Genomic DNA, 23,245 nt, shown 5'->3' with positions numbered 1-23,245 from the left:
TTATGTTGCGCACCCTGCACCTTCGGGATTTCGTCATTGTTGATCAGGCCGAGTTGCATTTCGACGCCGGCTTTACTGTATTTTCCGGAGAAACCGGCGCGGGCAAATCTATTCTTATCGATGCGCTTTCCCTGGTATTAGGCGCGCGCAGCGATGCCCGTTTTGTTCGCGAAGGCTGTAAACGTACCGACATTAGCGCACTGTTCAGGGCGCCGGAAACCTTAACGCAATGGCTGGAAGAACAAAGCCTGGAAACGGACCACGACGAATTGGTGCTACGGCGCGTAATCGACCAGCAAGGTCGCAGCAAAGCCTACATAAACGGCATTCCGGCCACGCTGGCCCAATTAAAGGAGCTCGGTGAGCATCTTGTCGACATCCACGGCCAGCATGCCCACCAAAGCCTGTTGCAACCTGCCAGCCAACGTGCGCTGCTCGACACGCAGGGGGGCCACAACACCTTGGCGCAAGAAGTACAACAACACTGGCAACACTGGCAAACGGCAAAACGACACCTCGCGCGGGCGCTTGAACAAACCGACAAGCTCAACGAAGAGCGCGACCGTCTGGAATGGCAAGCCTCCGAGTTGGAGCGCCTGGACCTGCAACCGGGGGAATGGGAAACCTTAACCACGGAACATCATCGCCTGGCTCATGCGCAGTCTTTGCTCGAAAATGCCAATCGTGCACTGGAAGCACTCGACAACGACGACCAAGGGGCGCGCCACTTTTTGAATATGGCCGCACAACAAATGGAACAAATGCTGCGTCACGACGAAGCCGTGCGCAGCTTGTACGAAACACTGGAATCAGCGCGTATTGCCACGGCGGAAACCGTTTCCGACCTCAATGCCTATCTTGACCGCATTGACCTGGATCCAGAGCGGCTGGCGCAGGCGGAACAGCGCATGTCCGCCATTTTCGAACTCGCCCGCAAGTTTCGGATCGAGCCCGAGGATATTCCAGAATTCCAGGCCGAAATTACACAAAAGCTACGCGAAGCCAGTGCCAACGCCGACATTTCTCATCTTCAACAAGACGTCGACACCTATTATCAGCAATATTTGAAAGCCGCCAAAGCACTCTCCAAAGCACGGGCGAAAGCGGCTCAAACCATGTCCCGACAAGTAACCGACGCCATGCAAACATTGGCCATGAAAGGCGGGCGCTTCGAAATTGGCCTGAGTAACGGCGGCGAAACGGCTCACGGGCTTGAAAACATCGAATTTTTAGTCGCAGGCCATACGGGCGCCACCCCGAGGCCATTGGCCAAGGTGGCATCCGGAGGGGAATTGGCCCGCATTTCGCTGGCACTATCGGTTATCGCGAGCCAGGCTGCACGCGTCCCCACCCTGATATTCGATGAGGTCGATAGTGGTGTGGGCGGAGCCGTGGCTGAAGTGGTGGGCCAGTTATTGAAATCGCTGGGGCAACAGCACCAGGTTTTATGCGTAACGCATTTGCCGCAAGTGGCGGCATACGGCCACCATCACTATCGCGTCAGCAAAAGGGTCACACAAAACAAAACCAAGTCGACGATTGAGTTGCTGGCTCCCACTGACCGGGTCGACGAAGTAGCCCGGATGCTGGGGGGGCTGGAAATTACCGACACCACCATTCGTCATGCCAAAGAAATGCTGGCACGCTAACCGGGCCCCCAGCTTATTTGCTGTTGCACTCTTTGCAAATGCCATACAGCATCATGGTATGACTTTCCAGGGTGAACTTCTTTTCCTTGGCAATAATATGCTGGCGCTTTTCAATTTCAGGGTCGGTAAACTCGAGCACCTTGCCGCAACTGGTGCAAATAAGGTGATCGTGGTGGTCGCCGTCGTTAAGTTCAAACACCGCTTTACCGCCGTCGAACTGGCTGCGAGACAGAATACCTGCCTGCTCAAACTGAGTAAGCACCCGGTAAACCGTAGCCAGGCCGATATCCACGTCTTCAGCCAACAGTGCACGATAAACATCTTCGGCGCTATGATGACGCTGGTCGGACTTACGGAAAACATCAAGGATTTTCAGGCGCGGGAACGTCGCCTTCAAACCCATGCTCTTTAATTCATTTTGATCATTCATGTGATAAATCCCGGGCAAAAAGACGGAAATCCGTAGGATGACACGGCAAAAAAACGCCGAATCTCGAGTAACGCTATCATTGCATTTATTGTTAAGCCTTTATCATAACGGTTTTATTCATTTGAATAACAGGGGCAATTCGTGGTAACCACTGTCAAATCCTTCTTTAGAACCTGGCGCAGCAGCCTTGCCATCGGCGTTTTGGCCATTTCACTCTCTGCGTGCGGCGGCACAAAATGGGGTTTTCCCTACCGGGCCGACGTACAACAAGGAAACTGGATCACCGCCGAGCAAGTCGCACGACTGGAACAGGGCATGACACGCGAACAGGTGCGTTTTGTGCTGGGCACCCCGATTTTGCAGGATATTTTCCGCACCAACCGTTGGGATTATGTGTTTTACAACCAACCAGGTTACGGCGAACCGGAAGAACGCCAATTCACTGTCTGGTTTGAAGGGGATGTCCTGGTTCGCTGGGAGGGTGATAAACAACCAAACCGCCAACCATTTCAGTCCAACGACACCGGTAGCGTCGACGAAACGGAAGCCCGTGCGGCTGAACGTGAAGACGACACGGCAACCGAAAACACATCTCGTGAAGAGCAGGTGGGCCCGGATACCGATATCGGTATTAACGTAGAACAACCCCAACGTCCGCAAATCCCTGGGCAAACCAATACTGAACCACTCCGCTAAAAGGAAACCCATGCGTATCGCCATTGCAGGAGCTGACGGCCGAATGGGCCGTATGCTGACTGAAGCCGTCATTCAATCCCCCGACCTTACCCTGAGCGTCGCACTCGACCGCCCCGGCGCGGCGTGCCTTGGTCAGGATGCGGGGGGGTTCCTGGGGCATACAACGGGCGTTCTCATTACCGATGATCTCGACGCCCTGGCAAATGCCGACTGCTTAATCGACTTTACCCGACCTGAGGGCACGCTGACCCATCTGCAGGCCTGCATCAAGCACAACGTGAAGTGTGTTATTGGAACCACCGGCTTTGACACCGAGGGCAAACAAGCAATTCAAGCCGCCGGCCAAAAAACCGCTATCGTCTTTGCATCCAACATGAGCATTGGTGTAAATGCCACATACAAACTATTGGAAATGGCCGCCCGGCTGCTGAACGATGGCTATGATGCCGAAATATTCGAAGCCCACCATCGCAATAAAGTCGACGCACCTTCAGGTACCGCTATTTCAATGGGTGAGACAATCGCGCGTACTTGGGGCAAAAAGCTCGACGACGTGGCCGACTGGGCACGACACGGGCACACCGGCCCACGCAAAGACGGCACAATCGGCTTTTCAGTGCTGCGCGGGGGGGACATTATCGGTGATCACACCGTTTATTTTTGCGGCGACGGTGAACGCATAGAAATCTCGCATCGTTCCAGCAGCCGCGCCACTTACGCGCAAGGCAGCCTGCGCGCGGCTCGCTATCTAGCCCGCAAGGAATTCGGGCTGTTCGACATGCAAGACGTCCTATCGGTGTAACTTATTTCGGTATTTCCAGCGGCGTAAAAAGTACTTCAAACAACGTTTACAGGCTCCTGCTCCAAGTCAACACCATAGCGCAGGCGAATATCCTTACGTATTTCATCGGCCAAATAACGCACCTCAAGCGCGCTTGCCTGGCCGTGATTAACCAACACCAGTGCTTGGCGGCCATGTACTCCTACATTCCGGATGCGCTTACCCTTCCAACCGGCGCGGTCAATTAACCAGCCGGCAGCGAGCTTCATGCCACCTGCCGGCATGGCATAGGCAATGACATTGGGGTGACGACGTTTGATTTCCTCAAACTGGGCGGCACTCACAACCGGGTTCTTAAAGAAACTTCCGGCATTACCCAAAACCGCCGGATCGGGTAACTTCTTACGCCGGATTTCACACACCGCTTCGAATAATGCAGGCGCGGTTACGGCGTTACCCATTGCCCGTAGCCCTTCGTGCCGCGCTAAATCGGGATAACCCAATGTTGGCTGCCATTCGCGCGGCAAGAAAAACTGAACTGACAAAATGAGCCATCTCCCCGGCGCCGATTGTTTAAAAAAACTATCGCGGTATGAAAAACGACATTCTTCACGAGTAAAACAAACCTCTTCGCCACGCGCCATATCCCACGCCTGCACCTGATGCACAAACTGATCAAGCTCAACACCGTAAGCGCCGATATTCTGAACCGGCGCGGCACCCACCGTACCCGGAATCAACGCCAGATTTTCCAACCCGAACCAGCCCTGATCAAGACAATAACGCACAAAGTCGTGCCAATTTTCTCCGGCCTGTGCTTGCACCAGATAACCTTCTGTTGACGCTTCGAGCAGGCGGATTCCCTTCGTTGCAACATGAACCACCAAGGCGTTCACATGAGGCGCCATCACCACGTTGCTGCCCCCACCCAACACAAACACCTGCCTGCACTGGCCGGTAAGCTGAGTAATTGCAGGCAATTGCGCGCGATCGGTAAAACGAACATAAGCCTGTGCTTTGGCCTGCAAGCCAAAAGTATTAAGCGCAGTAAGATCTTGCGCGCAAGGAACGACTGAGTTCAACGGCACTGTTTGTGTCATGTACTAAAACTGCCATATGCAATAAACAACAGCCTGTATTACACCACGTTGAAATAAAAAATATGTTATTATCTTGTTCTTTCGTAGCTAGGAAAATTTTTTGCCCGGCAAAGGAACAGCCAAAGCTGTTAAGTTGCCCAAGTAAAAAATTTCATATATACTGCGAAGCTTCTTGAAACAGGCAACACGGGTTTTAAGAACAAAAAGCAGTGCTTTTTTTGCGGGAATAGCTCAGTTGGTAGAGCGCAACCTTGCCAAGGTTGAGGTCGCGAGTTCGAGACTCGTTTCCCGCTCCAGATACCTAAAGGGAAGCCCACAACGCTTCCCTTTTTTACGTACAATGTAACGTGTACGTTCCCCACGGCGCAATGGCAGAGTGGTTATGCAGCGGATTGCAAATCCGTGTACCCCGGTTCGATTCCGAGTTGCGCCTCCAATATTTACGCGGGTTTCCAGCACTTTCAAAACCTGCCGTGCTTCGCAAAACACCCTTTGCTTCGCAAAAACGAAAATCAGCCCGCCCTTTCGGTGGGCTTTTTGTTGTTAACTGCGCCTTTGCTAAACCCTAAATTGCTGTATATTTATACAGCACAATGAAAGCATCAATTATACGAACCCATCGTTTTGGCAAATTACTTCACGACCGTGATTGGGAAGCGGCCGTTCCCGGTCCAGTTCATATGTATTGGATGCCCCACCCTGAACTAAAGCGAACAACTGCCCGGCTGACCTTGTCGCGTCACGATCAATTCGGAGGCTACATAGCTTCACCTATCCCGGACTTGCATGAACCCGAATTAATAGCGCTCGACAGTGATCGAATAATGGTTGTCACAGGCTTTGAAGAAATCGAGGGACACCGCTACTATCAGACATGGCGGATAATGTTCGAGGACAAAAATGTGTGGCAGGATTCGACAGGCGCGGGAAGTCCATGAATACGGCGAGACGCTGCGTACCAATATGCGCAAAATTCTCGATGACGGTCTCAAGTACAACGTGCCGCCAGGTACCCGCCCAATAGTTTTCCACCGAATAGGCGATGGCACAGAGCAGTTTGACCGCCTGTTTTGGGGGTATAAACCACCCTGGTACAAGCGCGGACCGGCCAGCAACGCGCGCCTGGACACCGTGCTTAAAGGTTCACCCTTTTGGAAGCCCATTCTAACGCGTCGAATCATTGTGCCGGCAGACGGCTGGTATGAGTGGACAGGCGAAAAAGGCGACAAACAGCCGTGGTACATCAGCCCGAAAGATGAAGCGCCGATATTGATGGCAGGGATTACTGCCTGGGAACCAGGCAAAGACGTACTTGCTGAAACGGGGTTCGCGATCGTGACCGATGACGCTGCAGGCGGTATGGTGGACATTCACGACCGACGGCCAATATGTTTAAGCCCCGACAATGCCCTTGAGTGGGTTGACCCAGGTATAACTGTCAACCAAGCGCTTGAGATACTCTCTACCCCAAGGTCGGAATCGGCCTTTCATTGGTGGCAGGTGACCAAAAAGATAGGAAATAGTAGATATCAGTTGGCGGACGCAGGAGAGCCTATTTGACGTGGCAACTCGACGTCTCGCCACATCTTCCGTCCACGTGCTGGCTCCAGAAGTACGGAGTCCCACCGTTTAGTAGCGGCTAATTTGAGCCGCGTTCGGGTTGAGGTAATAAAGGAGCAATTATCTGAGACATAATCCTCCCTTCTACAGCGTGCATGTCGTCTGCCAACTTGTACATGTCACTCAAAGAGACTGGCGATAGATTCTCAAGCCGCTCATACCTCTCAATAAAAAGCTTTCCAACAGCAGGCAATCCGTCTTTGACGCTCCATACCTGATGGATATAGATAGCCCGGCGAGTAAATGCTTCCTTGATCTGCGATGTGATTTGCGCGACATCGTCCTTGAGATGAGGAGCTTTGATTTCAATTAGCGCTTTCAACATTTCGCAAAGCTCACCAATTCGAGCCTTGCCGGTGAACGCTCTACCAACTGAACTATCCAGATTCGCAACATGCCAGATTGCAGTACGGATGAGAACCTCAAGGCTAGAAGAGCATACTGCAATTTGACCTATAGCTTCCTGGTAGGCTTTAGGCGGCCACCTCCAATTTCGCTCTGTAGAGCCTGCTCTTAGAATATCAAGGGCTACGTGATCCTTCTCAGCGCTCGCTATTTCTTTCGCCTCTTCTACTGTTATCGGGATCATCTCTTCACCAATATGGTCATCTTGTGATCCATCCGCTTCATACGCATATACCTGCCATTTTTCTGGAATAAACTTCTTGTAATACTTCATTGGAATCCCCCTGATTTTGCATGGACACCCATATCGTTACAAAGATTATACCATAAGTACGTTTGATCTTGTTGCGTCAGATACGCAGTTCGGACATCATAGATCGACAACTCTAACGCAAACGTTCATATGCCCTTTCACATGCAAACCCAGCTACTTTGAGCCGGTCAGCATATTCAGCGACTTCTCGACCGTTTCGTTCCACCCCTTCGAGCACGTCGATGAGCACACCGATGGTGTCGATACCAGACTCGCTTTTGCCTGAGCTGGCAACGACGGCATTTTCGGATGCTCGACGTAAGCGGGCAAGCTCTGTGCGCAGCCGGCCAGCACTATTACGAGCGGCATCAGCATCAGCCGTAGCCACGGCAATTTTTTCATCAGCATTTTTCGCTACCTCTTCTATTGCGGCCTGACTGGCCTGCTCTATTTGTCGCGCTTTCGCCTGGGCGTTGGCCAGAGCGGTTGCCTGGGCAGTCTCAATGCGACTGATCTTTGCATCGTATCGCCAGCCCTGAACTACCCATACGCCCACTCCAGCCAGAGCGGCCGCAACCACGTACCCTTTCCAACCAATCAGTGCCTTAATCATTTACGACCACCATGCTCAATCGAGTAGTGATTGCCGTCATTGAACCGCCCACCCCATGAGCCACCGATAGACTCCCAATACTCCCCAAGCTGACGATGATCCTCGGTCGAGGTCAAATACTGGCCGTTTTTGAAAAGATTGAAGTCCACCGCCAAGCGTTCTTTATGTAGGCTATTGGCGCTGCTATAAGATTTCTTTTGCCCAACATGTCCGTGCACACGAGGATCGCGGTAAGCATCGCCGAAAGTCAGCTCATAACCTTGGCTATAGGCGAAACAGATCAAGTCCGCAATCATTCGAGTAAATTTTCGTTGTTTCTGACCAAGCGTCATTTTCGATACCTCCACAACCAAGTTTTAATCATCGTGCCGGCGGCAAATACCGCCATGCCCAGCGCACCCAAGGCCATACTCGGGTGCACATCCCCTTCCTGAATAATCAGCGCAGCCCGCCACATGGCCCAAAAGGCGATTAAGGCCATGCCAATTCGTTGCAACAAAGTGCCTGAATAACACTGACTGAACGCGCCGGCCACACAGGCCAGACTGACAAAGCACAACAGCGCAATAACAAACTCTTCCATGGTTCACTCCCGTGGCAGCCCGAGTCGGGCCCGAATAAATTCGCGCACAATCGATGACAAACCGAGATCTGCCCAGATCCGAAATACCGAATCGACAATTGCCATCCCGAAAAGCCCAACCATCAGCCCCAGAAAGCCCTCGCTAATTCCGGTTTTTTGATAAATCCAAGGCGTGGCATACCAAGCCATAACGCCGCCAAACGCAAACAGCGCTAGCTTTCGTTTCCACGATCCTTGTATCCACAGCATTGCCCCCATACTTCCCAGCAAGCCAGGCAGGATCTTTTCCAAGTGGTTAAACCAATCAGCTGGCATCTCTTCCCCTTTCGGTTGGACATAAAAAAAGCCCCTCGAAAGGGGCTGGGTTCAATGGTTGTGGCTGCTAAAGCGTTGCGGCCGTCCTAAATAGGTTATCCAATTCAAGCTCGGTGCCGCCAAGCTGGGCCCACATGGCCTGCAAAAATGCGTTGTTGCGTGCCCAAGTATCGGCGTCGTATTCGATCAGGGCCGCTCGCTTTTGCATAGGGTCCGAAATGGATTCCAAGGCCGCCTCGACGACATCCAGTTTAGTGACTTCCCCGTGCGGTGTTTGCAGCAGTGCTAACCGGCCCTGACGGCGGGTGACAGACTGAGGCACGGGTGCTGGAGGCTCTACGTATGGCTCGGGCGTGTTGCCTTGTGCTATCCAGTCAGCAATATCAATAAGAAAACGGTGTCCACTGCCTTTCATTACAGTAATGTCCCCGTTTATTATGTACGCGTCGTCGTGTTCGATTACTGTTTGTATGTTCATTTTTATAGCTCCGCGTCAATAAATAGCCTGAAGTATGCCTGCACAGAGTTAACTGCTGATTGGATAATTCCATAGCACCCTTGAGGATTTGATGCTGTCGCTACTGATGTATTAGGAACAGCAGAAAATACCGCACCTGACCCACTGCTCAAGACTAAACCTGAATAACTAGGTGTACCCCTTTTTTTAGCCTTAAACTCAACAATAGAAACCTCGCCAAGAGTGGATATAGCATACCCATTTACTAATTCACTGTAACGAAAACATAAGGTTTCTTCAAAAAAACCTCGAAATTCAAAAAGCGTAGGCACTGTACCAGACTCATACTGCACTAAACTAAGGGTTCCTGTACTAAATTCAACGGCCTGGTTCGTCCCGCCGACAGCCGTTCCCAATACTTCACCAGAATTGCCATAACTTCCTGAATCCACACGTCCTTGTGCCGTACCTTGCCAAGACAAAACATGCTGCCCTGACATTAAGTTAACCCCCTCAATAATCTGCATCAATGTGCCAGAAGAAATAGTAATCGTCGTGATATTTTCAACTGTGTTAAACGTGTATGTACACCCACCACTACCTGCTTTCCAGCGATCATGCCCATATTCGCCTGCCGCTAATGTTACGGTACCGGAAACGCCGCGTTGGTTAATTACTGGGTTTCCATTAATAATCTTGTTTCTAAAGCCTGCTAGTTGACCGCCGTTGAGCGAGGCAACGTTAAAGTTTTGCGTTCCATCGCCGTTGCGGTTGGCCTTGTACTGGAATAACTCACCTTCGACCACCCAAGCCGTATCAGCCGCATTACGCCTTTTCAGCAAACCATTGGCGGTATCGGCCCAGGTGCAATAAGGCCCGCATCCGTCCAGCCCTGCCGGATCAGTTGTCCCTGCGAAGTCGGTTGCAATGGTCTGCAATGCTTTGTTGGTATCATCGACTGCATCAGCGCCAGAATACGGCGGTGTTGTGTTTAGCTGGATTGAACTTTGTGTCATATCAATTTCCCATTAAAAAAGCCCCCGAAGGGGCTAGTAACCTTGACTGATCCAGTTAATACTTCGCTCGACTGGCCCGCCGTTTATGATCGTGACGGTGAACCCAGCCGCGTCTGAACTTGTTAGCTTTGCCTGATCGCCTTCCTCGGCGTCCAAAATCGTGATCTGAACGTTTGGTCGAGCATGAAACTCTTTGTCGTACGTGACCGTTAAACCGCCCGTTCCGACCGCCACCTCTTCGGCGCGTTGTGTCAGGTCCGGTACGTCAATCGACCATTCGAATTTGTCGATGAACGGCACAATGAGCGGGTCGCTCGTTTCGAGGATGATTCGCACATCAAAGTATCGAGCGTTGTAAAGGCCGGGTACGTGGTCGCGCCACTGCGTCCAAACGCCTGCAACCTGAGCATGGCGAATCTGAGGTCGAACCGTGATCTTCTGCAAATCTGAGCCATTCAGGATGTCCTCTATCGCAAAAATATCCGGCGCTAGCAAAATATCGGTAGTCAGGTTCCGGGCAATAACGTCAACGTCAAAATCCACCCGAACCGGCGTGACATACCCGATATCGACTTGTTCGGCAATTGGGTTTGTATACGTCCCGCTCGATGCTGGCCCGCCGTACCAAAGAATGTCTTGCTCTTGGAAAACATCAGGTATCGCCAGAAAGTCACCTTGCGGCTCAAGTGTTAGCGAACCGTCATAAACATAGGCACCGCCCGTTAATGTGCCTGTCCAGTCCGGTGCCTCGTCTTGCACGATGATGACGTTGCGAACCAATGTCGCCCCGGATATTTGCAGGCTATCGGCAGGGCCGTAAACAATCGTGCCACGGTAGTTAAATCTCGCCGCTACCCAATACGTACCGTTGCCAACAGCCAAGGTTTCTAGGTTGCTCGTGATCGCCACAATGCGCGAATTGGCCCAATTAGCCCCAAGGCGCACTTCGTATTGAGGCTGACGAATATCAACCACCCTTTCCCAAACCAGCGTTGTCAGGCCGTCTCGGAACACGCTGTTCAGACCGGTGAGCGCCGGTAGTGGCGTTGTCAGGCCTTCAACAGTGTAACTGTTCGTTGTTGGCTGGCCACGCCCGGTAGAACCCACAGGCGTCACCGTCACGTTCACAACATCAAGCGTTTTTGCTTGAATGGATATTTTCCGGTTGTCTGTCCTGACGGCTGGTTGAGCCAGACCGTTAATGCTGAACACGACCTCGGCGGCCATTGAGCGCGACAGCACCCAATTGATACTGACCTCTGATATATCGGCCTGGACGTTAACAAGCGTCTCGGAGAACCCGATACTGAAAACAACCCCAGCCAGCAAAGCACCATCTTTCGGCGGGGTATATAAGTATGGGTTGTTTTCGCTGGCGTAGTATTCGGGGTCGTCGTCAATGGCCTCAAATTTCACCCCATCCTCGGTGGGCTCAACTGACGTAATCTTGAACCTGCGACCAGGCGTTGCCAGTGGATCGAACATCCATACCCAGTCCACGACCGGGACATCCTCATAACCCTCATCGCCCGGCAAGGGAAAGTCCGACATATCCGATGTGATTGTCACGGTATCCACATCGCCCACGGCAGACGTAACCGACACTGTTTTCATCTGGCCCTCAGGCCCACGAATCAACATCGTTCCGGCCCCGTCGGACGGTACCGTGTTTTGAAGCGTGATAACGTTTCCGTCCCTGGCCAGCATCCGGCCCGAGTACCCCCACACGGTTAGGTCATGGCTGATCTGTACCACATCCCCTCGACCGGCCACCCAACCTTCGATATCGGTTTCCCACGACACCCGCCGACGATGCCAAACCTGGCTTGCCGCAAGTAAGTTTGCCTCGCGCCCCGCCATCACTGGATTCGTGCAGCCGTCGAAATCAAGTTGAAGCGGGTTATTCGTTGTTGTTGCGCCAGGTACCTTGACGCGCACCTCATCCATTTGCCAGTTACGCGCAGGATTGATGAAATTGAGCACAATCTCGTCAGCGGTTCCCTCGGCGATGTAATCAATCTCGAACGAACCGGCCTTAATATTGAACGGGCCAAATATCGCTGTAACAGGCAAGTCTGCTGCATCCCACACCACGCCCAATTTGCCGGTCTGCCACGTTGGGGATGCACGGCCAGCCCGAGCGATCATCTGCAAGACTTGCGCCGAAGACATTTTGCGATCAAGCACATAATCAAACGTCAAACCCTTTTGATCGCACCATGCCCCCCAGGCTTTGACCGCCTCAATGTCAATCTGAGCGTCGGGAAGTCCGGCACCATAAACACGGTTGCCACTGGATGAATCATATTTGCCGCGAGCAAACCACAAGAACGACCACGCCGGGTTGCTTGTCGCCGCCCACACCCAGGCCGAGCCATTCCAGACAGGGCAATAGACTTGCGCAATAGCGTTGAACTCATCAATAGCACCGTTTAGTTGCCCGGTGGCCTTTGCTCGTAAAGCAACCCGCTGCTGCCAGGTATAGTCAGCGGTGTCAGGTTGATAAGCCAGAATTTGATTGACTGCCGCCTCGTTCGACTCGCGGCTGTTCTTAATGTCACCGGTAACTTTCCATACGCGTACCTCATATTGGCCAGGGGCGACCGACCACGAAACCGTACGGCGTGTCGGCTCTTGCTTGGCGCCAGTCATGCGCACCCCAGGCGTGCTGGAATACCCAATCACCGGATCAGGCGCTTGGCCCTGCCACGGCTGCCCTAATTGAAACGGATGCGGCTTCCAGCGCCAGCGGCCATAAATCGGTGGGTTGTAGTAGTCGCCTGCAGATATAAGCTCTTGCTCGCCTTCGGTGTGATCTGCGTAGTTCGTCGAGCCGTACTTGTACTGATACATGCCTGCATAGGCGTCAAAATATTCAAGGCTCCAATAGTGCGTGGCATAGATGGCGTCTTGCAACAACCCTATGTCCGTCCACGCCCCACCTACGGGCCGATACTGGATTCGCAAATCAACCGAGCGAGCGTCAATACCCCCGTCATCGCGCACGTAAAAGAGTTGCGCTGCCAGTTCAACAGATATGTAGTTGGTGTTGGCTGCCGTCGTGCGACTGTTTACCACCCCAGAAGCAAGTGCAAAGCCTTGAATCGTGTCTACGTTGCCCGGAAACAGCGTTAATGCGCCTGTGGCATTCGACGTTTGAAGCTGAACACCCTGATAGTTGTTGATCGGCGTGTTGCCAATTTTGAAGTCAGACAACTGAAGAGAGCCGGCCTGCAACCCAAAGTTGAAAACTTGATTCAGGTACTGATCTTCGCCAACGTACTCGGTGTAATAATTTGCACCCAGGTCCGGCACAACCTTGTGGCGCCCGAAAATCAATGTCATCGGCTCCCACGGGCGCAGCCGATTACGCCCACCAGATATGGCGTAAGTCGGGCTGGACTCATACTTGCCGCCCTGGCCGAGCTGTGCGGCCGTAGCGGTAGGCGGGGGTATGAGTGCGTTGATCAGGAGCGTGCCGCCGATCATCAAGGCCGCCCCAGCCAATGCTGAGTAGCTTCCAGCCATTGCCGCTAAACCGCCGAAAGACCCAGCACCATAAGTCAGAACAACAAGTGCAACCATTGCGACAGTGCGCAAGACTTTATTTCCGCCGCCACCACCAATCACACGAGCACGGATCACAACCTGGTCCCCGGTGCGCGGGATCAATTGCTGCCACAAAGCATCAGGCACGCGAACGCCGTTATGCCACACCGCCACAGGACCAGCAGGCACAACAACGCCGGTTCTCTTGATGTACGCGCCTAGCGTTTCACGCTCTCGAAATGCTTCAACAACTGAAAGGCGTCCGTCGCCCACCAATGCATGTGGATGGACTACCAGCGAAGGATTTTCGACGGTTACAGCCATTTATAGAAACCCTCAACCCGATAATGAATGCGTGTCATGTCTCGGAGCCTTTCACGCGTCACGAACTGAAATGACTGGTTGGCATGCAAAACCCACCACTCGCCAGCGGTCCAGCACATGATGCCGATGTGACAGCTATGCCCTCGCCCAACCAGCAACACAGGCTGGCCGTCTGCCGGCGCATTGATGCGTTCCGCATAATCGTCTTTCAAGTCGTTGATCTGCTTAGCCTGGGCGCGAATGGTGGCGGCATGCGCAACGGGCAATGAAATGTCTTTGCCGAATACCTCTTTCGCTACGCGCACCGCCAGTACGGCGCAGTCGGCAGTCTCAGGTATGTACGGAATGCCTACGTAATTGTCAGACCAATGCATTTCTAACGCCCATAAAAAAGGCCCACCGAAGTGAGCCAATAAAAAACCGCCCGGAGGCGGTTATAGATATGTGAGTTTTTTTACCTACAGTTAGGAGAACCTGATTCAATAGTTTTTCTTATTGCTTCAAGTTGCCTTTGGTCGAATACGCCAACATTGTCAACAGTGGCGACTACCTTCGCACTGCTCTCCCCTGTAGCGGACACGTTTACTTTAAGCGACTCTCTGCCGGTGTACATAAACTTAGGTATCGAAACGCGGACAATGCCAGTTTGGTTATCAGTGTATAAGTCTCCGCTCGTAACGAATGTCGACAAACACTCATGGCCGTGCGATTGAGCGCGACGGTACGCCTCTTGATAAGTTACCGATACGTTAAACGCTTCAGACGGATATGTTTTCCCTGGCTCTATACCAGAGCACCCCGCCAGCGCCACGACAATCGACAAAACAATCCACCGCATCAAGCCCCTCATAGGTTCTTTTACATATGGAAATACTAGCACGCAGTATGACAACTTACTAGAACATCGCCGGCGCAGTGATCGTGTCGTAGCGCACTGCAACGGCTGGCTGCATCAGCGTGTTCTGAAAGCCAAGCGTGCTGGATACTTCCATGTTGTTAACCGAAATGCCCGACAAATCTAGCGTCATATCGAATTGATACACATCGGGGTCTGAACGCAGGACCGCGAGGATTCGGCACCGCGCACCTTTGCCGCCATTGCTTACTTCCAGCCATTGCGTGAGCTCGCGTCCAACGTTGTCTACTGCCAATTTTGCAGTGGGCGTTTGCTCATCCACATCGTCAGGCCTGGTCAATCGGAACGAGGTTGCGTGGAACAGCCCACCGTTGCTCGTTATTTCCACCGTGTCATTAACAAACCTTGCCGGCACGACCAGGTCAGCATGAGTGATTTCGATCAACTCGAGTAATGGCTCATCGGGGCTGGTTGCATTTAGAACACGACGACCTTGATTTGTGTACGTCATCCGATTGTCTCTATTTGGCAAGCGGCAACCCAAACTATCCCAGGACTTGTCCACTGGTATTTTCCACCAACGATACGCGCCTGCTTGCTTGTACCGCTGAGCGGATCAATCCATGTAAACCAGCTTGCGCCGCCGTTGATCTCTGTTCTCACCCATTCGTCAAACGAGGCCTTATCGGCCTTGCTGCTTACCTTGATCTGGGCCTCCCGCGTCACTATAGGCGTCGTGTAGCGTGGACGCTGCTTAGCAATGCCGCCATCCATTTCGGTGCGTAAAACACCGTAATCCGGCTCTTCCGAATATCCGGCGCGCAACAGCTTTGCGTATGAAGGAAATGTAGCCATCACATCGACCTTTTAAGTTGGCGAGCATAAGGCCCATTCTTTTGCAAGTCATTCAACATCACCTTGATCATCATCCGTCCCATTGCGTCAAAGCTCACCTCGGGCTGACTTGCTGAAAGGGGTTGACTGGAATTGTTGTTCAGAATGACTTGAGGTGAGCCTCCAGCCGCGGCGCTGCCGACCAGTCCGCCATTTGCATAACCCTTATTGATTCGATCCAATACACCCACCCCCACCCGCTGCGTGGCTTGCTGATTCAACACATACTCACCGCGGTGCACGATACCCGCAGGTTCGTATTTGCCGCCCGGGCCGGTGTAGCCACCAGAATCGAATGACGACCAGGATGCGAAAGTGGGTGGCGTATTCAAATAGCTCTGTGCGCCAAGATCAAACCCCGAGCCTGCCGTAATGCTTGGCCCGAATATGGAACTCACGGCACGACCTATAAGCCCCCCCACTTCCCCGTCTTTACTGTAATTGCCGAACAAAGCTTCAGCTAAGTTTGCCGCCGCTGCATCAGCAACCATGCGCGTAATCATGTCGCCAAATGATTGGCCGATATCCTGGAAGTTGCCAGTGAGGATGCTATATAGGCCGTCACCCAAGGAATTCTGAATATTGCGAGCAGCCTCGAGCGTGAATTCCGAAACACCGTCCATTGTTTTTTCATGAACAATTCCATACTGCTCAGTCATGCGGATAAGCTCACCTTCCGCCTCAAGCAATTGTTCGATGCTGCCATACACGATGTCGCGCTCTTGTTTAGCTTTGCTGGATGAGCCTACCCCATCTGGCCTAACTGTTATCGTGGGCAACTGCATCGCCTCCCACATGCGTAATTCGTCGTTGCTAAAACTATCACGCAAAGCGTCGGTTAAAAGCGGCTTATTCCATATATTTGATAGCTGTTGATTAACTTTTTCTCTGGCTTTTGCGGCTTCTTCAACAATACGTCGCACGCCCTCGTCTGACGCATCAATACCAACTGATTTCGCCATCAGACCCGGCACACCCCAATCTGGCAGAATGTTTGCCATTGTCGCTAATGCCGCTTTACTGTCAGCCACAACAGCGGAGATGCTACTGCCAGCTATTATTACCATGTCTACAACTGCGCTCACAGCGTCATAAACATGAGCAAATACCAAAGCCGTATTCTGCGCCCAGTCATCTAAGTTTTTGTCGTTGCTCAGTTTTTGAGTCTCGCCGAATAGCAACGATGTTTCTTCTTTTGTGTCTTTAAATGCATCAAAAACATCAAGCATCACCGGTAAAAATGAATTTGCCATTGTTGTTGACGCGCCCTTCACAACACCCGTCAGTTGCTGCAAATTCCTGTCTAGTTCTTTCGCCGCCGCAACTGTTTCGTTGGTCATAACAAGGCCAAGACGCTCAGCTTCTGCCCCCATTTCAGACATGCCGGCAGCGCTGTCACGCAACAGCGGAATCAGCAATGACGAATCCGACGCCATTGCTTCCATGTAAAAGATCATCTCGGATTGAGACAACCCTGCTTTTTGTAAGCTGGAAACGTACAAACCCAGAGCATCAGGCCCTGAAAGATTGCGAAACTGCTCGGCGGTGACACCAACCTTTGGCGCAATGTTTTCAAAGAAGTCTGCCATCGGCCCGCCGCCGGTAGTCAGAAAGTCACCGACCCGGTCTTGCGTGTCTTTGAGAATGTCTGATAGTTTTTCCTGCTCAATACCCACCGACTGGGCAGCGTAAGACCAGCGCTGAAGCGTTTCCGCATTTGTACCTGATAGCGTAGACAGCCGATCCAACTCTTTACCGGTCTGCGCCATTTCGTTCGTCCAGGCGACAAAGGCAGCACCTGCCACCGCACCGATGGCCACAAAAGCGGTAGCAGCCCGCTTGGCCTGTCGCTCAAAGTTCTCAAACGTCTTTTTCGCTTGATACTCCGACCGATTCAGGCCGCGCGAAAACTCGGTACTGTCCAGCCCAAGCAAAACGTTTAAGCGACCTAACGCACCACCAGCCATAACGAACACCCATAAAAAAGGCCCTGCCGAAGCAGAGCCGAGAATAAAAAATTATATTTTGTATGAACTCGCTATTGCGGAGCTATGCCCAAATCGGCAGCTATTTGCTCTAAATCTTTCCTAAGATCATCTCTCGGCCATTCGCGAAAGGTACGTCGTGTTCTATTGGCAGTTAACCAATAGACAAGCACGCATGCTGGATCCGAGAATAAGCAAGAATCCAGTGCCCTGTTTCTAACTTGTTGTCGGCGACGATGATCTTTCATCAGATCATTAAGGTCACGTTGAGAAACTTCTTTCAGGGCGTCGCGATACGTATCAGCTATTACATGATAAAGCTCTGTTGGCTTATCTTCAGCATCGGAGTTGATGTCTCTATATACCAGTCTGGCCGCCTCAAACAAACACGTTTGAGCGCTCCTGATGTTTTCAAGTTCCCGAGATATTTCGACGAATATTCCATCTGTTGATTCCATGAGAGCCATACTTCTGGCCACCAATCTTTTTGTGCCCTCATGCACAAATACATCAGCCTTATAAATATCATCATGAACTAGCTCTGCGTACGCGTGTTGTAATAAAGACCTGACTTGCACCTCACAAGCCAAACCCTCCGGGATCTCCACATCCGCCAGGATGCGAGTTGCCGGGTTTCGAACCAAGTAATGCATAGACTGATAATCGAAAACGGAGGGATCAGAAAGAGTCTCGTTTATGTAGTCTCTATCTTTACTAACCGACCAACAACTTCTATTGAGAATTACTCGATCCAAGACATCAATATCCGACCGCAATAAAACGACAAACCGTGCTCCAACCAAGTCAGTCATCTCATCATGTGGATGAGAGTATTTTTTGCGCTCAAGCTTTTCCTTTATCGAATCAATAACCTTGACCCGATACGATGGCTCAATCTTAAAAAAGCTCGCATATCTCGCATCACCAATATCTGCCCGAACACGCGCTTTGATTGTTTCGACAACAAACTCACCCCACTGCGCAAAAGCAGTTTCTTTTGCCGAAAACCAATCAAGAAACTCTGCGTTCATTATTCACTCTTAGTCAACTTCCCAGAAATAGTCACGATAGTAGTATCGTCCTTCGCTTCCTCAACCATAACGAGATCCTCACCATCTGACGGAGTGGTGATTATCACTTTCGAGCTAAATACAAGCTTTCTGCGTCGCTTAATTTTATTCTTGACATACTCAGTATCCTTCACGATAGCATGGGCAGGAAACGCCTGGTTTCTCATGTACTGCTCATAATCATCTGCTTCCGCTGGTTCCAGATACTTTTGAGCAAAGTCTGAAGTTGAAATTGTCGCATCGTTGCTTCTCAACTCCGATCTTAACGTTTCCCCTTTTTCTATCAACTCATCAGCATCATAGTTCCTCGACTCAAAGAACCTCAATGTTTTCTCATAAAAATCCTGCGTCAGCCTTCTATCCGATGCGGCAACATCAGTACCTAAAAAACCAGCATAAAAGTAGTGCGCTGCGTTGCGAGTTTCCGTTGATGTCAGCAAATGATCAAATAAATGAATCGTGTAATCTTCAATATTTCTCAAGCCATCATTAATCCTGGGCCTCGCAACGTTCTGCTGCAGAAAGCCTATTTTAAAAAGACGCTGTGCCTCAGTTAAAAAAATATTCTCTAAATAGCTGATTGTTGCGCCTCCATCCGCAGGAAGCTCAGCTAAGGCGTCCTGCATATCCGCTTTTACAACCGCAACAAAGGGACGCTGAAACTCACCAGTAACTCCTGACATAACCAAAAGCTTGCTTTCTACTAAGGCTTTAATCCCCTGCGCATCGCATAGTAACTGAGCGAAAACTTTCGAAGTTGCTATAAAGTCTTCAACAGTCTCTGTTGCTAACATCATTTGGGCCGCACGCTGAAAAAACCCATGAGCATCAGTATTTTGTATATCTACCCTGATACCTTTAGAGCTGTGACCCAAAGATTTTGCTAGGCGTTTAGAAAACATATCTAAGCCAGCCGGTGGCAACGCTAACAACTCATTTGAACACGAAGGTGTCGCTGTCTCCTTGTTAACCGATCCCGGGATATGGTGGACGATAATACGACTTATTTCCAACTGATCTAAAGCCAACATCGCTACATTCCTTCAAATTGTAAAATTTGAAACAACATAGCAAGGAGTAGCGTAACACACAATACTGTATACAAAAACAGTTATTGTGTTCTTCGACACTGGACGGCTAAACCCCTGTCGATAACTACAAAGGCTATAACTCAACCGCGCCTGCAAATAAATCCTCAAGCGGATCATCGCCCGTACTCTCAAACCAGAACGGCATCAAATCCTCCAGCTTGCCGCCGGCCATCGCCTGTGCAACTCGCGCGGCGTTGTAATCGGAACGCCAGTTACCAAATGGCTGTTTGCGGTAATACTGCTCATACAGCCTGAAATCCGATTCAGGCATTTGCCGCAGCTCTTCGAGGGTTTTCCCCAACGCGAGACTCAGCTCGATCATGAACTCGCGCCGGGGCGTTAGTTTTTTACCTGAAGCGCTCCTGCAATCCTGTTAACCATACGATTCGATAAACCTTTAATAATCTCCACATCGTCTTGATTATCTGGATCGAAAATCCGTTCTTTGCCGTCTTCCGAGTACAGCGCCAATGCAAGGTTTCGCGCGTTCCCATCCTGAGTTCCGGAAGAGTCTAAGTGCTCAATGTCGCCGAAGGTTAACTCTCGAATCAGGACCTTGCCAACACCATCAATTTCAACAACGGCGCTGTTCAGTTTCTGATTGGCGAATGCCTCTTTCAATTGTTTAGCTGACATTTGCCCTCCTTACGCCGCGATGCGGTAGTAATCACCGGAAAGCTGGATGGTGACGCTGGACGTATACACGCCACCGGTCGAACCCTCAGCGCCTACGCCAGTTTGAATGCCGCCGTAATAAAGCATCGTGCCCTGGTTACGTGGCAATACATGCTTGATCCAGAACTTGCCAGCGCTGTTTTCGTACTCTTTGAACTTGTCCTGAACCGTAGTTGCAGGGGCGTAGTTGAAGTTAAACTGAATCGTGCCCGAATCCGCCAGGCCGGGGTCGTACTCGCGGCGGGCAGAACAAAAAGTTGAGACGTCAGTCTGGTTAATCGTGCCACCGGCGCGGTTAAAGCTGTTAACCTCGCACCAATTGGCTGAAAACTCATGTTTGGCCGCTTCGGCACCGGTGATGCTGCCGGGCACCTCAAGGTCAGACCAATCAGCGCCTGCTAGTGTAACGGTGCCGGTTGCTACGTCGCTCACTGCATACTCGCCATCGAAACCCTCACCAACACCCGATATGGTGACGATATCGCCCTTAACCAAAGTGGTCGCGGTAATGTCAATTGTGCCGGGATTCGTCGCGGTGACCGAATCAATAGTTTCAGGCGTTTCAGACACGCCTGTTTGAACGAAAAGTTTCGACCCTTTAACCGGGGTGACTTTGCCTTGTGCCATTTCATTGCTCCAATAAAAAACCCGCACAAGGCGGGTCAGTGTAAAAGTTGAAAGTAATTAGAAGCGGATGCTGTACTCAATCATTCGTCGGTGAAGTTTGGTGTCAGCGTCGTACTCATAAACATCATTGATTCGCTCAGCGTGCTCAAAAGTCGCGTCAATCGCTGAGAATATGGGCGCTCGTAAGCCTGCCAACACGCCGGGATGCCCTGCGTAGGCATCAATCTGCACCCGATAGTCTTCCATGTCCGACGCACCGCAGATCGTATTTTCTGGCGTCACTATTTGCGTGGGCAAGACAATGGCGGTCCATGTCATTCTGTTGGCGTCAGTGGGCAATTTATCCACAGGCACAACGCCAAAATGAACACCAGCGTTGACCAACGGCAAGAGCGCAGTACGTAAATCAGTTTCTAGGCTCATTTTCGGTTCACCTTGCCTATGGTCTGGCCGATCTTCTTGGCTTCGGCTTCCAGGCGTTTGCCCAGCTGCTCTTTAATCTTGTCGGCGGCTTCCATCTTCTTCGCCTCAAAAGCCGGCCTTAGAAAGGGTTTGGCTTCCATCTTGGCAGTGCCAAACTCAAGAAATCGCCAGTAAAAGGCCGAGTCGGCAGTTTTGCCTTTGACCCTCACCCCCACTGCGGTTTCCTGAGTGCCTGGTTGTTTTGGCTTTAGGTTAGCGGTGCGAATGTTCTTCTTTACCTTGCCAGAATCAACCGGCACACGCTGCTTGGCTTCTTTGGCAATGACTCGGGCCCCAGCTGCGGTAGCAGACCGCGCAATACGTTTCTGTACCCCACTGTCCAATTCTTTCAAGGCCATGCCTAGTTCTCGCAATCCTTCAACGCGAACCGCTTGCTTAGCCATTGTTTGCCCCTAATTCACAAACCAGGTCTGTGTACACCCGATCACTCACATCTTCAAGCACGGCGCGTATGTCATAAACCTTGCCTTCGCACAACACTCGCATCCCTGCGGTCACATCGGTTCTACGTCGAATACGAATTGAAGCTTTTACAACCGATACATTAACGCCACTTTTAACCGTTTCAAGGCCTGAAGCATGTTTAACGCTCGCCCAAACAGTGGCAACCTCAACCCAGCCTGATACCGGCACACCCCAATCGTCTTCCGTCGCACTCTGACGCTGAACCTTGATCAGCCGGTCAAGTATTCCCGCTCTCATAAATAGGTCCTGTAGGCGTCAAGCAGACGATCGGCAAACTTGAAATCGGTAACAATGTTGCCAACGTTCACGTCTTCGCGATTCGAGTATAAAGAACCAATACGTAGCAGCATCCAACTTTTGATCTGGCTTGGCACATCAGTCGCATTTGCGTAACCCGCTTCATAGCGAATCATTACTGCATTGGGCTGGCATTTTGTAGCGGGCCAGAAAGTCCCATACGGTCTGACGATCTTCGCTGGCTCACTATAAGTGTCCACTTCATAATCAGCAGAGTCCAGAACCTGGACGTTGCCTGCGACATCCACATATGTCAGGCTCGTAATCGAAACCAAAGGAGGCATCGGAAGCTTGATCTTATCGACAAAGCCGTCCAACCCAAGCTCGAACGTTTGCGGCATCAATGCTCGCCCAGTCAGATGCTCCGCACCTTGGCGAGCCGCGACGATCAGTGACTCAATCATCGCATCTTCCGGATGCGTAGCTGTATCCGACAATGCAGCAATTATCCGCAAGTGCAACTTCGCTTCTTGCAAGGAGACCGGCTCTGCAGCGGGCGGCGTAATTACTTTTAGCGACATGCGGCTATCCAGTGAATGGGCGCCACAAAGGACGCCCTTATTACGTTAAACCGCAGGAGCCAGGTTCAAATGACCCTTAACGATCACAGCTGCTGCGGCGATGGAAGTCCCACTGTTTTGGGTAATAACTACACGCAGATAACGCTTCACACCGCGGTAGCCAACGCTATAGGCGCTGTCGGCCGCCAAACTCGCCGGGAACTCGCCCAGCAAATCACCAGCGGTGACGGCTGCCGAATCAGACAAATCTGACTCATCGCCATGCACCAAACTGACAGTAAAGTCACCCGCGCCGGCAATGGCACCTGTGTTGATAACAACCGTTGCCGAATTGGCGCCCTGCAAATCAACAATGGCTGCGTCGGCTTTGGTCGCTGTGTGCACGGCCGCGGCTAACGCGGACACCACCGCGATATTGTTTTTCAAGTCTTTCATAATGATTTCCTTAAACGCTATTAAAGAAGTGGCCTTAGAGGATCGGCGCTGGGGC

General features: G+C 51.5%; 29 protein-coding genes and 2 tRNA genes. 6 read left to right on the top strand and 25 right to left on the bottom strand.

The window, feature by feature from the left end:
• The first annotated feature begins 2 nt into the window (after positions 1 to 2).
• Positions 3 to 1,649, top strand: a complete 1,647-nt coding sequence (gene recN / locus G9Q38_RS07355; protein WP_166129460.1) for a DNA repair protein RecN — start codon at positions 3 to 5, stop codon at positions 1,647 to 1,649.
• Positions 1,650 to 1,662: 13 nt separating this feature from the next.
• Here the strand turns inward: recN and fur are convergent, their stop codons facing one another.
• Positions 1,663 to 2,079: a ferric iron uptake transcriptional regulator gene (gene fur, locus G9Q38_RS07350; protein ID WP_114419986.1), complete on the bottom strand. Its 417-nt coding sequence runs from the start codon at positions 2,077 to 2,079 to the stop codon at positions 1,663 to 1,665.
• Positions 2,080 to 2,220: 141 nt separating this feature from the next.
• Between fur and G9Q38_RS07345 the strand changes: the two genes are divergently transcribed.
• On the top strand, positions 2,221 to 2,775 hold the full coding sequence (locus G9Q38_RS07345) for an outer membrane protein assembly factor BamE (RefSeq protein WP_166129457.1): 555 nt from the start codon (positions 2,221 to 2,223) through the stop codon (positions 2,773 to 2,775).
• A 10-nt stretch (positions 2,776 to 2,785) separates the two neighbouring features.
• Complete coding sequence (dapB, locus tag G9Q38_RS07340; RefSeq protein WP_114419991.1) at positions 2,786 to 3,577, top strand: 4-hydroxy-tetrahydrodipicolinate reductase; 792 nt, start codon at positions 2,786 to 2,788, stop codon at positions 3,575 to 3,577.
• 35 nt (positions 3,578 to 3,612) lie between these two features.
• Here dapB and murB read toward each other — a convergent pair whose 3' ends face one another.
• Positions 3,613 to 4,656, bottom strand: coding sequence for a UDP-N-acetylmuramate dehydrogenase (gene murB / locus G9Q38_RS07335; RefSeq protein WP_166129454.1), 1,044 nt, complete (start codon positions 4,654 to 4,656; stop codon positions 3,613 to 3,615).
• Positions 4,657 to 4,876: 220 nt separating this feature from the next.
• On the opposite strand from murB, the gene G9Q38_RS07330 reads away from it, so the two are divergent.
• The 3 genes from G9Q38_RS07330 (at position 4,877) to G9Q38_RS07320 (ending at position 6,216) form a co-directional block, all read left to right on the top strand.
• A tRNA-Gly gene (locus G9Q38_RS07330) sits at positions 4,877 to 4,952 on the top strand.
• 66 nt (positions 4,953 to 5,018) lie between these two features.
• Positions 5,019 to 5,092 (top strand) — tRNA-Cys (locus G9Q38_RS07325).
• Between the two features lie 464 nt (positions 5,093 to 5,556).
• Positions 5,557 to 6,216 (top strand): SOS response-associated peptidase, encoded by a 660-nt coding sequence (locus G9Q38_RS07320; protein ID WP_166129451.1) that lies wholly within the window; start codon positions 5,557 to 5,559, stop codon positions 6,214 to 6,216.
• Positions 6,217 to 6,295: 79 nt separating this feature from the next.
• Here the strand turns inward: G9Q38_RS07320 and G9Q38_RS07315 are convergent, their stop codons facing one another.
• The 23 genes from G9Q38_RS07315 to G9Q38_RS07210 form a co-directional block, all read right to left on the bottom strand.
• On the bottom strand, positions 6,296 to 6,955 hold the full coding sequence (locus tag G9Q38_RS07315) for a hypothetical protein (RefSeq protein WP_166129449.1): 660 nt from the start codon (positions 6,953 to 6,955) through the stop codon (positions 6,296 to 6,298).
• Positions 6,956 to 7,067: 112 nt separating this feature from the next.
• A complete protein-coding gene (locus tag G9Q38_RS07310) occupies positions 7,068 to 7,547 on the bottom strand; it encodes a DUF2514 family protein (RefSeq protein WP_166129446.1) in 480 nt (159 codons plus the stop codon).
• Positions 7,544 to 7,879 carry a M15 family metallopeptidase gene (locus G9Q38_RS07305; protein ID WP_166129443.1) on the bottom strand — a complete coding sequence of 112 codons (336 nt, stop codon included), beginning with the start codon at positions 7,877 to 7,879 and terminating at the stop codon, positions 7,544 to 7,546. Before G9Q38_RS07305 ends, G9Q38_RS07310 begins: the two co-directional genes overlap by 4 nt.
• Positions 7,876 to 8,130: a hypothetical protein gene (locus G9Q38_RS07300; protein WP_119515161.1), complete on the bottom strand. Its 255-nt coding sequence runs from the start codon at positions 8,128 to 8,130 to the stop codon at positions 7,876 to 7,878. Before G9Q38_RS07300 ends, G9Q38_RS07305 begins: the two co-directional genes overlap by 4 nt.
• 3 nt (positions 8,131 to 8,133) lie before the next feature.
• Positions 8,134 to 8,445, bottom strand: coding sequence for a hypothetical protein (locus G9Q38_RS07295; RefSeq protein WP_166129440.1), 312 nt, complete (start codon positions 8,443 to 8,445; stop codon positions 8,134 to 8,136).
• Between the two features lie 67 nt (positions 8,446 to 8,512).
• Complete coding sequence (locus G9Q38_RS07290) at positions 8,513 to 8,923, bottom strand: hypothetical protein (protein WP_166129438.1); 411 nt, start codon at positions 8,921 to 8,923, stop codon at positions 8,513 to 8,515.
• 2 nt (positions 8,924 to 8,925) lie between these two features.
• On the bottom strand, positions 8,926 to 9,918 hold the full coding sequence (locus G9Q38_RS07285) for a hypothetical protein (RefSeq protein WP_166129435.1): 993 nt from the start codon (positions 9,916 to 9,918) through the stop codon (positions 8,926 to 8,928).
• A 33-nt stretch (positions 9,919 to 9,951) separates the two neighbouring features.
• Positions 9,952 to 13,791, bottom strand: a complete 3,840-nt coding sequence (locus tag G9Q38_RS07280) for a TipJ family phage tail tip protein (protein WP_166129433.1) — start codon at positions 13,789 to 13,791, stop codon at positions 9,952 to 9,954.
• The gene (locus G9Q38_RS07275; protein WP_166129430.1) at positions 13,782 to 14,165 is read right to left on the bottom strand and encodes a hypothetical protein; all 384 of its coding nucleotides are present in this window, start codon (positions 14,163 to 14,165) and stop codon (positions 13,782 to 13,784) included. The genes G9Q38_RS07280 and G9Q38_RS07275 overlap by 10 nt, the downstream gene beginning before the upstream one ends.
• A gap of 80 nt (positions 14,166 to 14,245) precedes the next feature.
• Entirely contained in the window at positions 14,246 to 14,629 is a 384-nt protein-coding gene (locus G9Q38_RS15365; RefSeq protein ID WP_370523886.1) for a BPTD_2524 family lipoprotein, read from the bottom strand.
• Between the two features lie 58 nt (positions 14,630 to 14,687).
• Complete coding sequence (locus G9Q38_RS07270; RefSeq protein ID WP_166129428.1) at positions 14,688 to 15,158, bottom strand: DUF1833 family protein; 471 nt, start codon at positions 15,156 to 15,158, stop codon at positions 14,688 to 14,690.
• Positions 15,155 to 15,502 carry a hypothetical protein gene (locus G9Q38_RS07265; protein WP_166129426.1) on the bottom strand — a complete coding sequence of 116 codons (348 nt, stop codon included), beginning with the start codon at positions 15,500 to 15,502 and terminating at the stop codon, positions 15,155 to 15,157. Before G9Q38_RS07265 ends, G9Q38_RS07270 begins: the two co-directional genes overlap by 4 nt.
• Positions 15,502 to 17,310, bottom strand: coding sequence for a phage tail tape measure protein (locus tag G9Q38_RS07260; protein WP_228276213.1), 1,809 nt, complete (start codon positions 17,308 to 17,310; stop codon positions 15,502 to 15,504). Before G9Q38_RS07260 ends, G9Q38_RS07265 begins: the two co-directional genes overlap by 1 nt.
• 269 nt (positions 17,311 to 17,579) lie before the next feature.
• Positions 17,580 to 18,557: a GTP pyrophosphokinase gene (locus G9Q38_RS07255; protein WP_166129424.1), complete on the bottom strand. Its 978-nt coding sequence runs from the start codon at positions 18,555 to 18,557 to the stop codon at positions 17,580 to 17,582.
• Positions 18,557 to 19,627 carry a nucleoid-associated protein gene (locus tag G9Q38_RS07250; RefSeq protein WP_166129421.1) on the bottom strand — a complete coding sequence of 357 codons (1,071 nt, stop codon included), beginning with the start codon at positions 19,625 to 19,627 and terminating at the stop codon, positions 18,557 to 18,559. Before G9Q38_RS07250 ends, G9Q38_RS07255 begins: the two co-directional genes overlap by 1 nt.
• 133 nt (positions 19,628 to 19,760) lie before the next feature.
• Entirely contained in the window at positions 19,761 to 20,009 is a 249-nt protein-coding gene (locus G9Q38_RS07245; RefSeq protein WP_205962342.1) for a phage tail assembly protein T, read from the bottom strand.
• Positions 20,010 to 20,026: 17 nt separating this feature from the next.
• Positions 20,027 to 20,323: a hypothetical protein gene (locus G9Q38_RS07240; protein ID WP_166129418.1), complete on the bottom strand. Its 297-nt coding sequence runs from the start codon at positions 20,321 to 20,323 to the stop codon at positions 20,027 to 20,029.
• Positions 20,324 to 20,332: 9 nt separating this feature from the next.
• Positions 20,333 to 20,989, bottom strand: coding sequence for a phage tail tube protein (locus G9Q38_RS07235; protein ID WP_166129416.1), 657 nt, complete (start codon positions 20,987 to 20,989; stop codon positions 20,333 to 20,335).
• 57 nt (positions 20,990 to 21,046) lie between these two features.
• A complete protein-coding gene (gp17, locus tag G9Q38_RS07230; RefSeq protein WP_166129413.1) occupies positions 21,047 to 21,412 on the bottom strand; it encodes a tail completion protein gp17 in 366 nt (121 codons plus the stop codon).
• Complete coding sequence (locus G9Q38_RS07225) at positions 21,409 to 21,855, bottom strand: HK97-gp10 family putative phage morphogenesis protein (RefSeq protein ID WP_166129410.1); 447 nt, start codon at positions 21,853 to 21,855, stop codon at positions 21,409 to 21,411. The genes gp17 and G9Q38_RS07225 overlap by 4 nt, the downstream gene beginning before the upstream one ends.
• Positions 21,848 to 22,174, bottom strand: a complete 327-nt coding sequence (locus tag G9Q38_RS07220) for a phage head closure protein (RefSeq protein ID WP_166129408.1) — start codon at positions 22,172 to 22,174, stop codon at positions 21,848 to 21,850. Before G9Q38_RS07220 ends, G9Q38_RS07225 begins: the two co-directional genes overlap by 8 nt.
• Complete coding sequence (locus G9Q38_RS07215; protein WP_166129405.1) at positions 22,171 to 22,755, bottom strand: head-tail connector protein; 585 nt, start codon at positions 22,753 to 22,755, stop codon at positions 22,171 to 22,173. The genes G9Q38_RS07220 and G9Q38_RS07215 overlap by 4 nt, the downstream gene beginning before the upstream one ends.
• A gap of 45 nt (positions 22,756 to 22,800) precedes the next feature.
• Positions 22,801 to 23,190: a hypothetical protein gene (locus G9Q38_RS07210; protein ID WP_166129402.1), complete on the bottom strand. Its 390-nt coding sequence runs from the start codon at positions 23,188 to 23,190 to the stop codon at positions 22,801 to 22,803.
• Between the last annotated feature and the right edge of the window lie 55 nt (positions 23,191 to 23,245).

Source organism: Pusillimonas sp. DMV24BSW_D (assembly GCF_011388195.1).
Taxonomy (GTDB): domain Bacteria; phylum Pseudomonadota; class Gammaproteobacteria; order Burkholderiales; family Burkholderiaceae_B; genus Neopusillimonas; species Neopusillimonas aestuarii.
The sequence above is the reverse complement of the archived record's forward strand: the minus strand, read 5'-3'. Positions and strand labels throughout refer to the sequence as shown.

Excerpts from the sequence above, each read along its gene's own strand:
- G9Q38_RS15365 (WP_370523886.1), bottom strand. The coding sequence starts at position 14,629 with ATGCGGTGGATTGTTTTGTCGATTGTCGTGGCGCTGGCGGGGTGCTCT.
- G9Q38_RS07240 (WP_166129418.1), bottom strand. The coding sequence starts at position 20,323 with ATGTCAGCTAAACAATTGAAAGAGGCATTCGCCAATCAGAAACTGAAC.
- G9Q38_RS07255 (WP_166129424.1), bottom strand. The coding sequence starts at position 18,557 with ATGAACGCAGAGTTTCTTGATTGGTTTTCGGCAAAAGAAACTGCTTTT.
- G9Q38_RS07245 (WP_205962342.1), bottom strand. The coding sequence starts at position 20,009 with ATGATCGAGCTGAGTCTCGCGTTGGGGAAAACCCTCGAAGAGCTGCGG.
- dapB (WP_114419991.1), top strand. The coding sequence starts at position 2,786 with ATGCGTATCGCCATTGCAGGAGCTGACGGCCGAATGGGCCGTATGCTG.
- G9Q38_RS07295 (WP_166129440.1), bottom strand. The coding sequence starts at position 8,445 with ATGCCAGCTGATTGGTTTAACCACTTGGAAAAGATCCTGCCTGGCTTG.
- gp17 (WP_166129413.1), bottom strand. The coding sequence starts at position 21,412 with ATGAGCCTAGAAACTGATTTACGTACTGCGCTCTTGCCGTTGGTCAAC.
- fur (WP_114419986.1), bottom strand. The coding sequence starts at position 2,079 with ATGAATGATCAAAATGAATTAAAGAGCATGGGTTTGAAGGCGACGTTC.
- G9Q38_RS07260 (WP_228276213.1), bottom strand. The coding sequence starts at position 17,310 with ATGGCGCAGACCGGTAAAGAGTTGGATCGGCTGTCTACGCTATCAGGT.
- recN (WP_166129460.1), top strand. The coding sequence starts at position 3 with ATGTTGCGCACCCTGCACCTTCGGGATTTCGTCATTGTTGATCAGGCC.
- G9Q38_RS07275 (WP_166129430.1), bottom strand. The coding sequence starts at position 14,165 with ATGCATTGGTCTGACAATTACGTAGGCATTCCGTACATACCTGAGACT.
- G9Q38_RS07250 (WP_166129421.1), bottom strand. The coding sequence starts at position 19,627 with ATGTTGGCTTTAGATCAGTTGGAAATAAGTCGTATTATCGTCCACCAT.
- G9Q38_RS07290 (WP_166129438.1), bottom strand. The coding sequence starts at position 8,923 with ATGAACATACAAACAGTAATCGAACACGACGACGCGTACATAATAAAC.
- G9Q38_RS07215 (WP_166129405.1), bottom strand. The coding sequence starts at position 22,755 with ATGTCGCTAAAAGTAATTACGCCGCCCGCTGCAGAGCCGGTCTCCTTG.
- G9Q38_RS07300 (WP_119515161.1), bottom strand. The coding sequence starts at position 8,130 with ATGGAAGAGTTTGTTATTGCGCTGTTGTGCTTTGTCAGTCTGGCCTGT.
- G9Q38_RS07315 (WP_166129449.1), bottom strand. The coding sequence starts at position 6,955 with ATGAAGTATTACAAGAAGTTTATTCCAGAAAAATGGCAGGTATATGCG.
- G9Q38_RS07270 (WP_166129428.1), bottom strand. The coding sequence starts at position 15,158 with ATGACGTACACAAATCAAGGTCGTCGTGTTCTAAATGCAACCAGCCCC.
- G9Q38_RS07320 (WP_166129451.1), top strand. The coding sequence starts at position 5,557 with ATGTGTGGCAGGATTCGACAGGCGCGGGAAGTCCATGAATACGGCGAG.
- G9Q38_RS07310 (WP_166129446.1), bottom strand. The coding sequence starts at position 7,547 with ATGATTAAGGCACTGATTGGTTGGAAAGGGTACGTGGTTGCGGCCGCT.
- G9Q38_RS07210 (WP_166129402.1), bottom strand. The coding sequence starts at position 23,190 with ATGAAAGACTTGAAAAACAATATCGCGGTGGTGTCCGCGTTAGCCGCG.
- G9Q38_RS07225 (WP_166129410.1), bottom strand. The coding sequence starts at position 21,855 with ATGGCTAAGCAAGCGGTTCGCGTTGAAGGATTGCGAGAACTAGGCATG.
- G9Q38_RS07235 (WP_166129416.1), bottom strand. The coding sequence starts at position 20,989 with ATGGCACAAGGCAAAGTCACCCCGGTTAAAGGGTCGAAACTTTTCGTT.
- G9Q38_RS07265 (WP_166129426.1), bottom strand. The coding sequence starts at position 15,502 with ATGGCTACATTTCCTTCATACGCAAAGCTGTTGCGCGCCGGATATTCG.
- G9Q38_RS07285 (WP_166129435.1), bottom strand. The coding sequence starts at position 9,918 with ATGACACAAAGTTCAATCCAGCTAAACACAACACCGCCGTATTCTGGC.
- G9Q38_RS07220 (WP_166129408.1), bottom strand. The coding sequence starts at position 22,174 with ATGAGAGCGGGAATACTTGACCGGCTGATCAAGGTTCAGCGTCAGAGT.
- G9Q38_RS07305 (WP_166129443.1), bottom strand. The coding sequence starts at position 7,879 with ATGACGCTTGGTCAGAAACAACGAAAATTTACTCGAATGATTGCGGAC.
- G9Q38_RS07280 (WP_166129433.1), bottom strand. The coding sequence starts at position 13,791 with ATGGCTGTAACCGTCGAAAATCCTTCGCTGGTAGTCCATCCACATGCA.
- murB (WP_166129454.1), bottom strand. The coding sequence starts at position 4,656 with ATGACACAAACAGTGCCGTTGAACTCAGTCGTTCCTTGCGCGCAAGAT.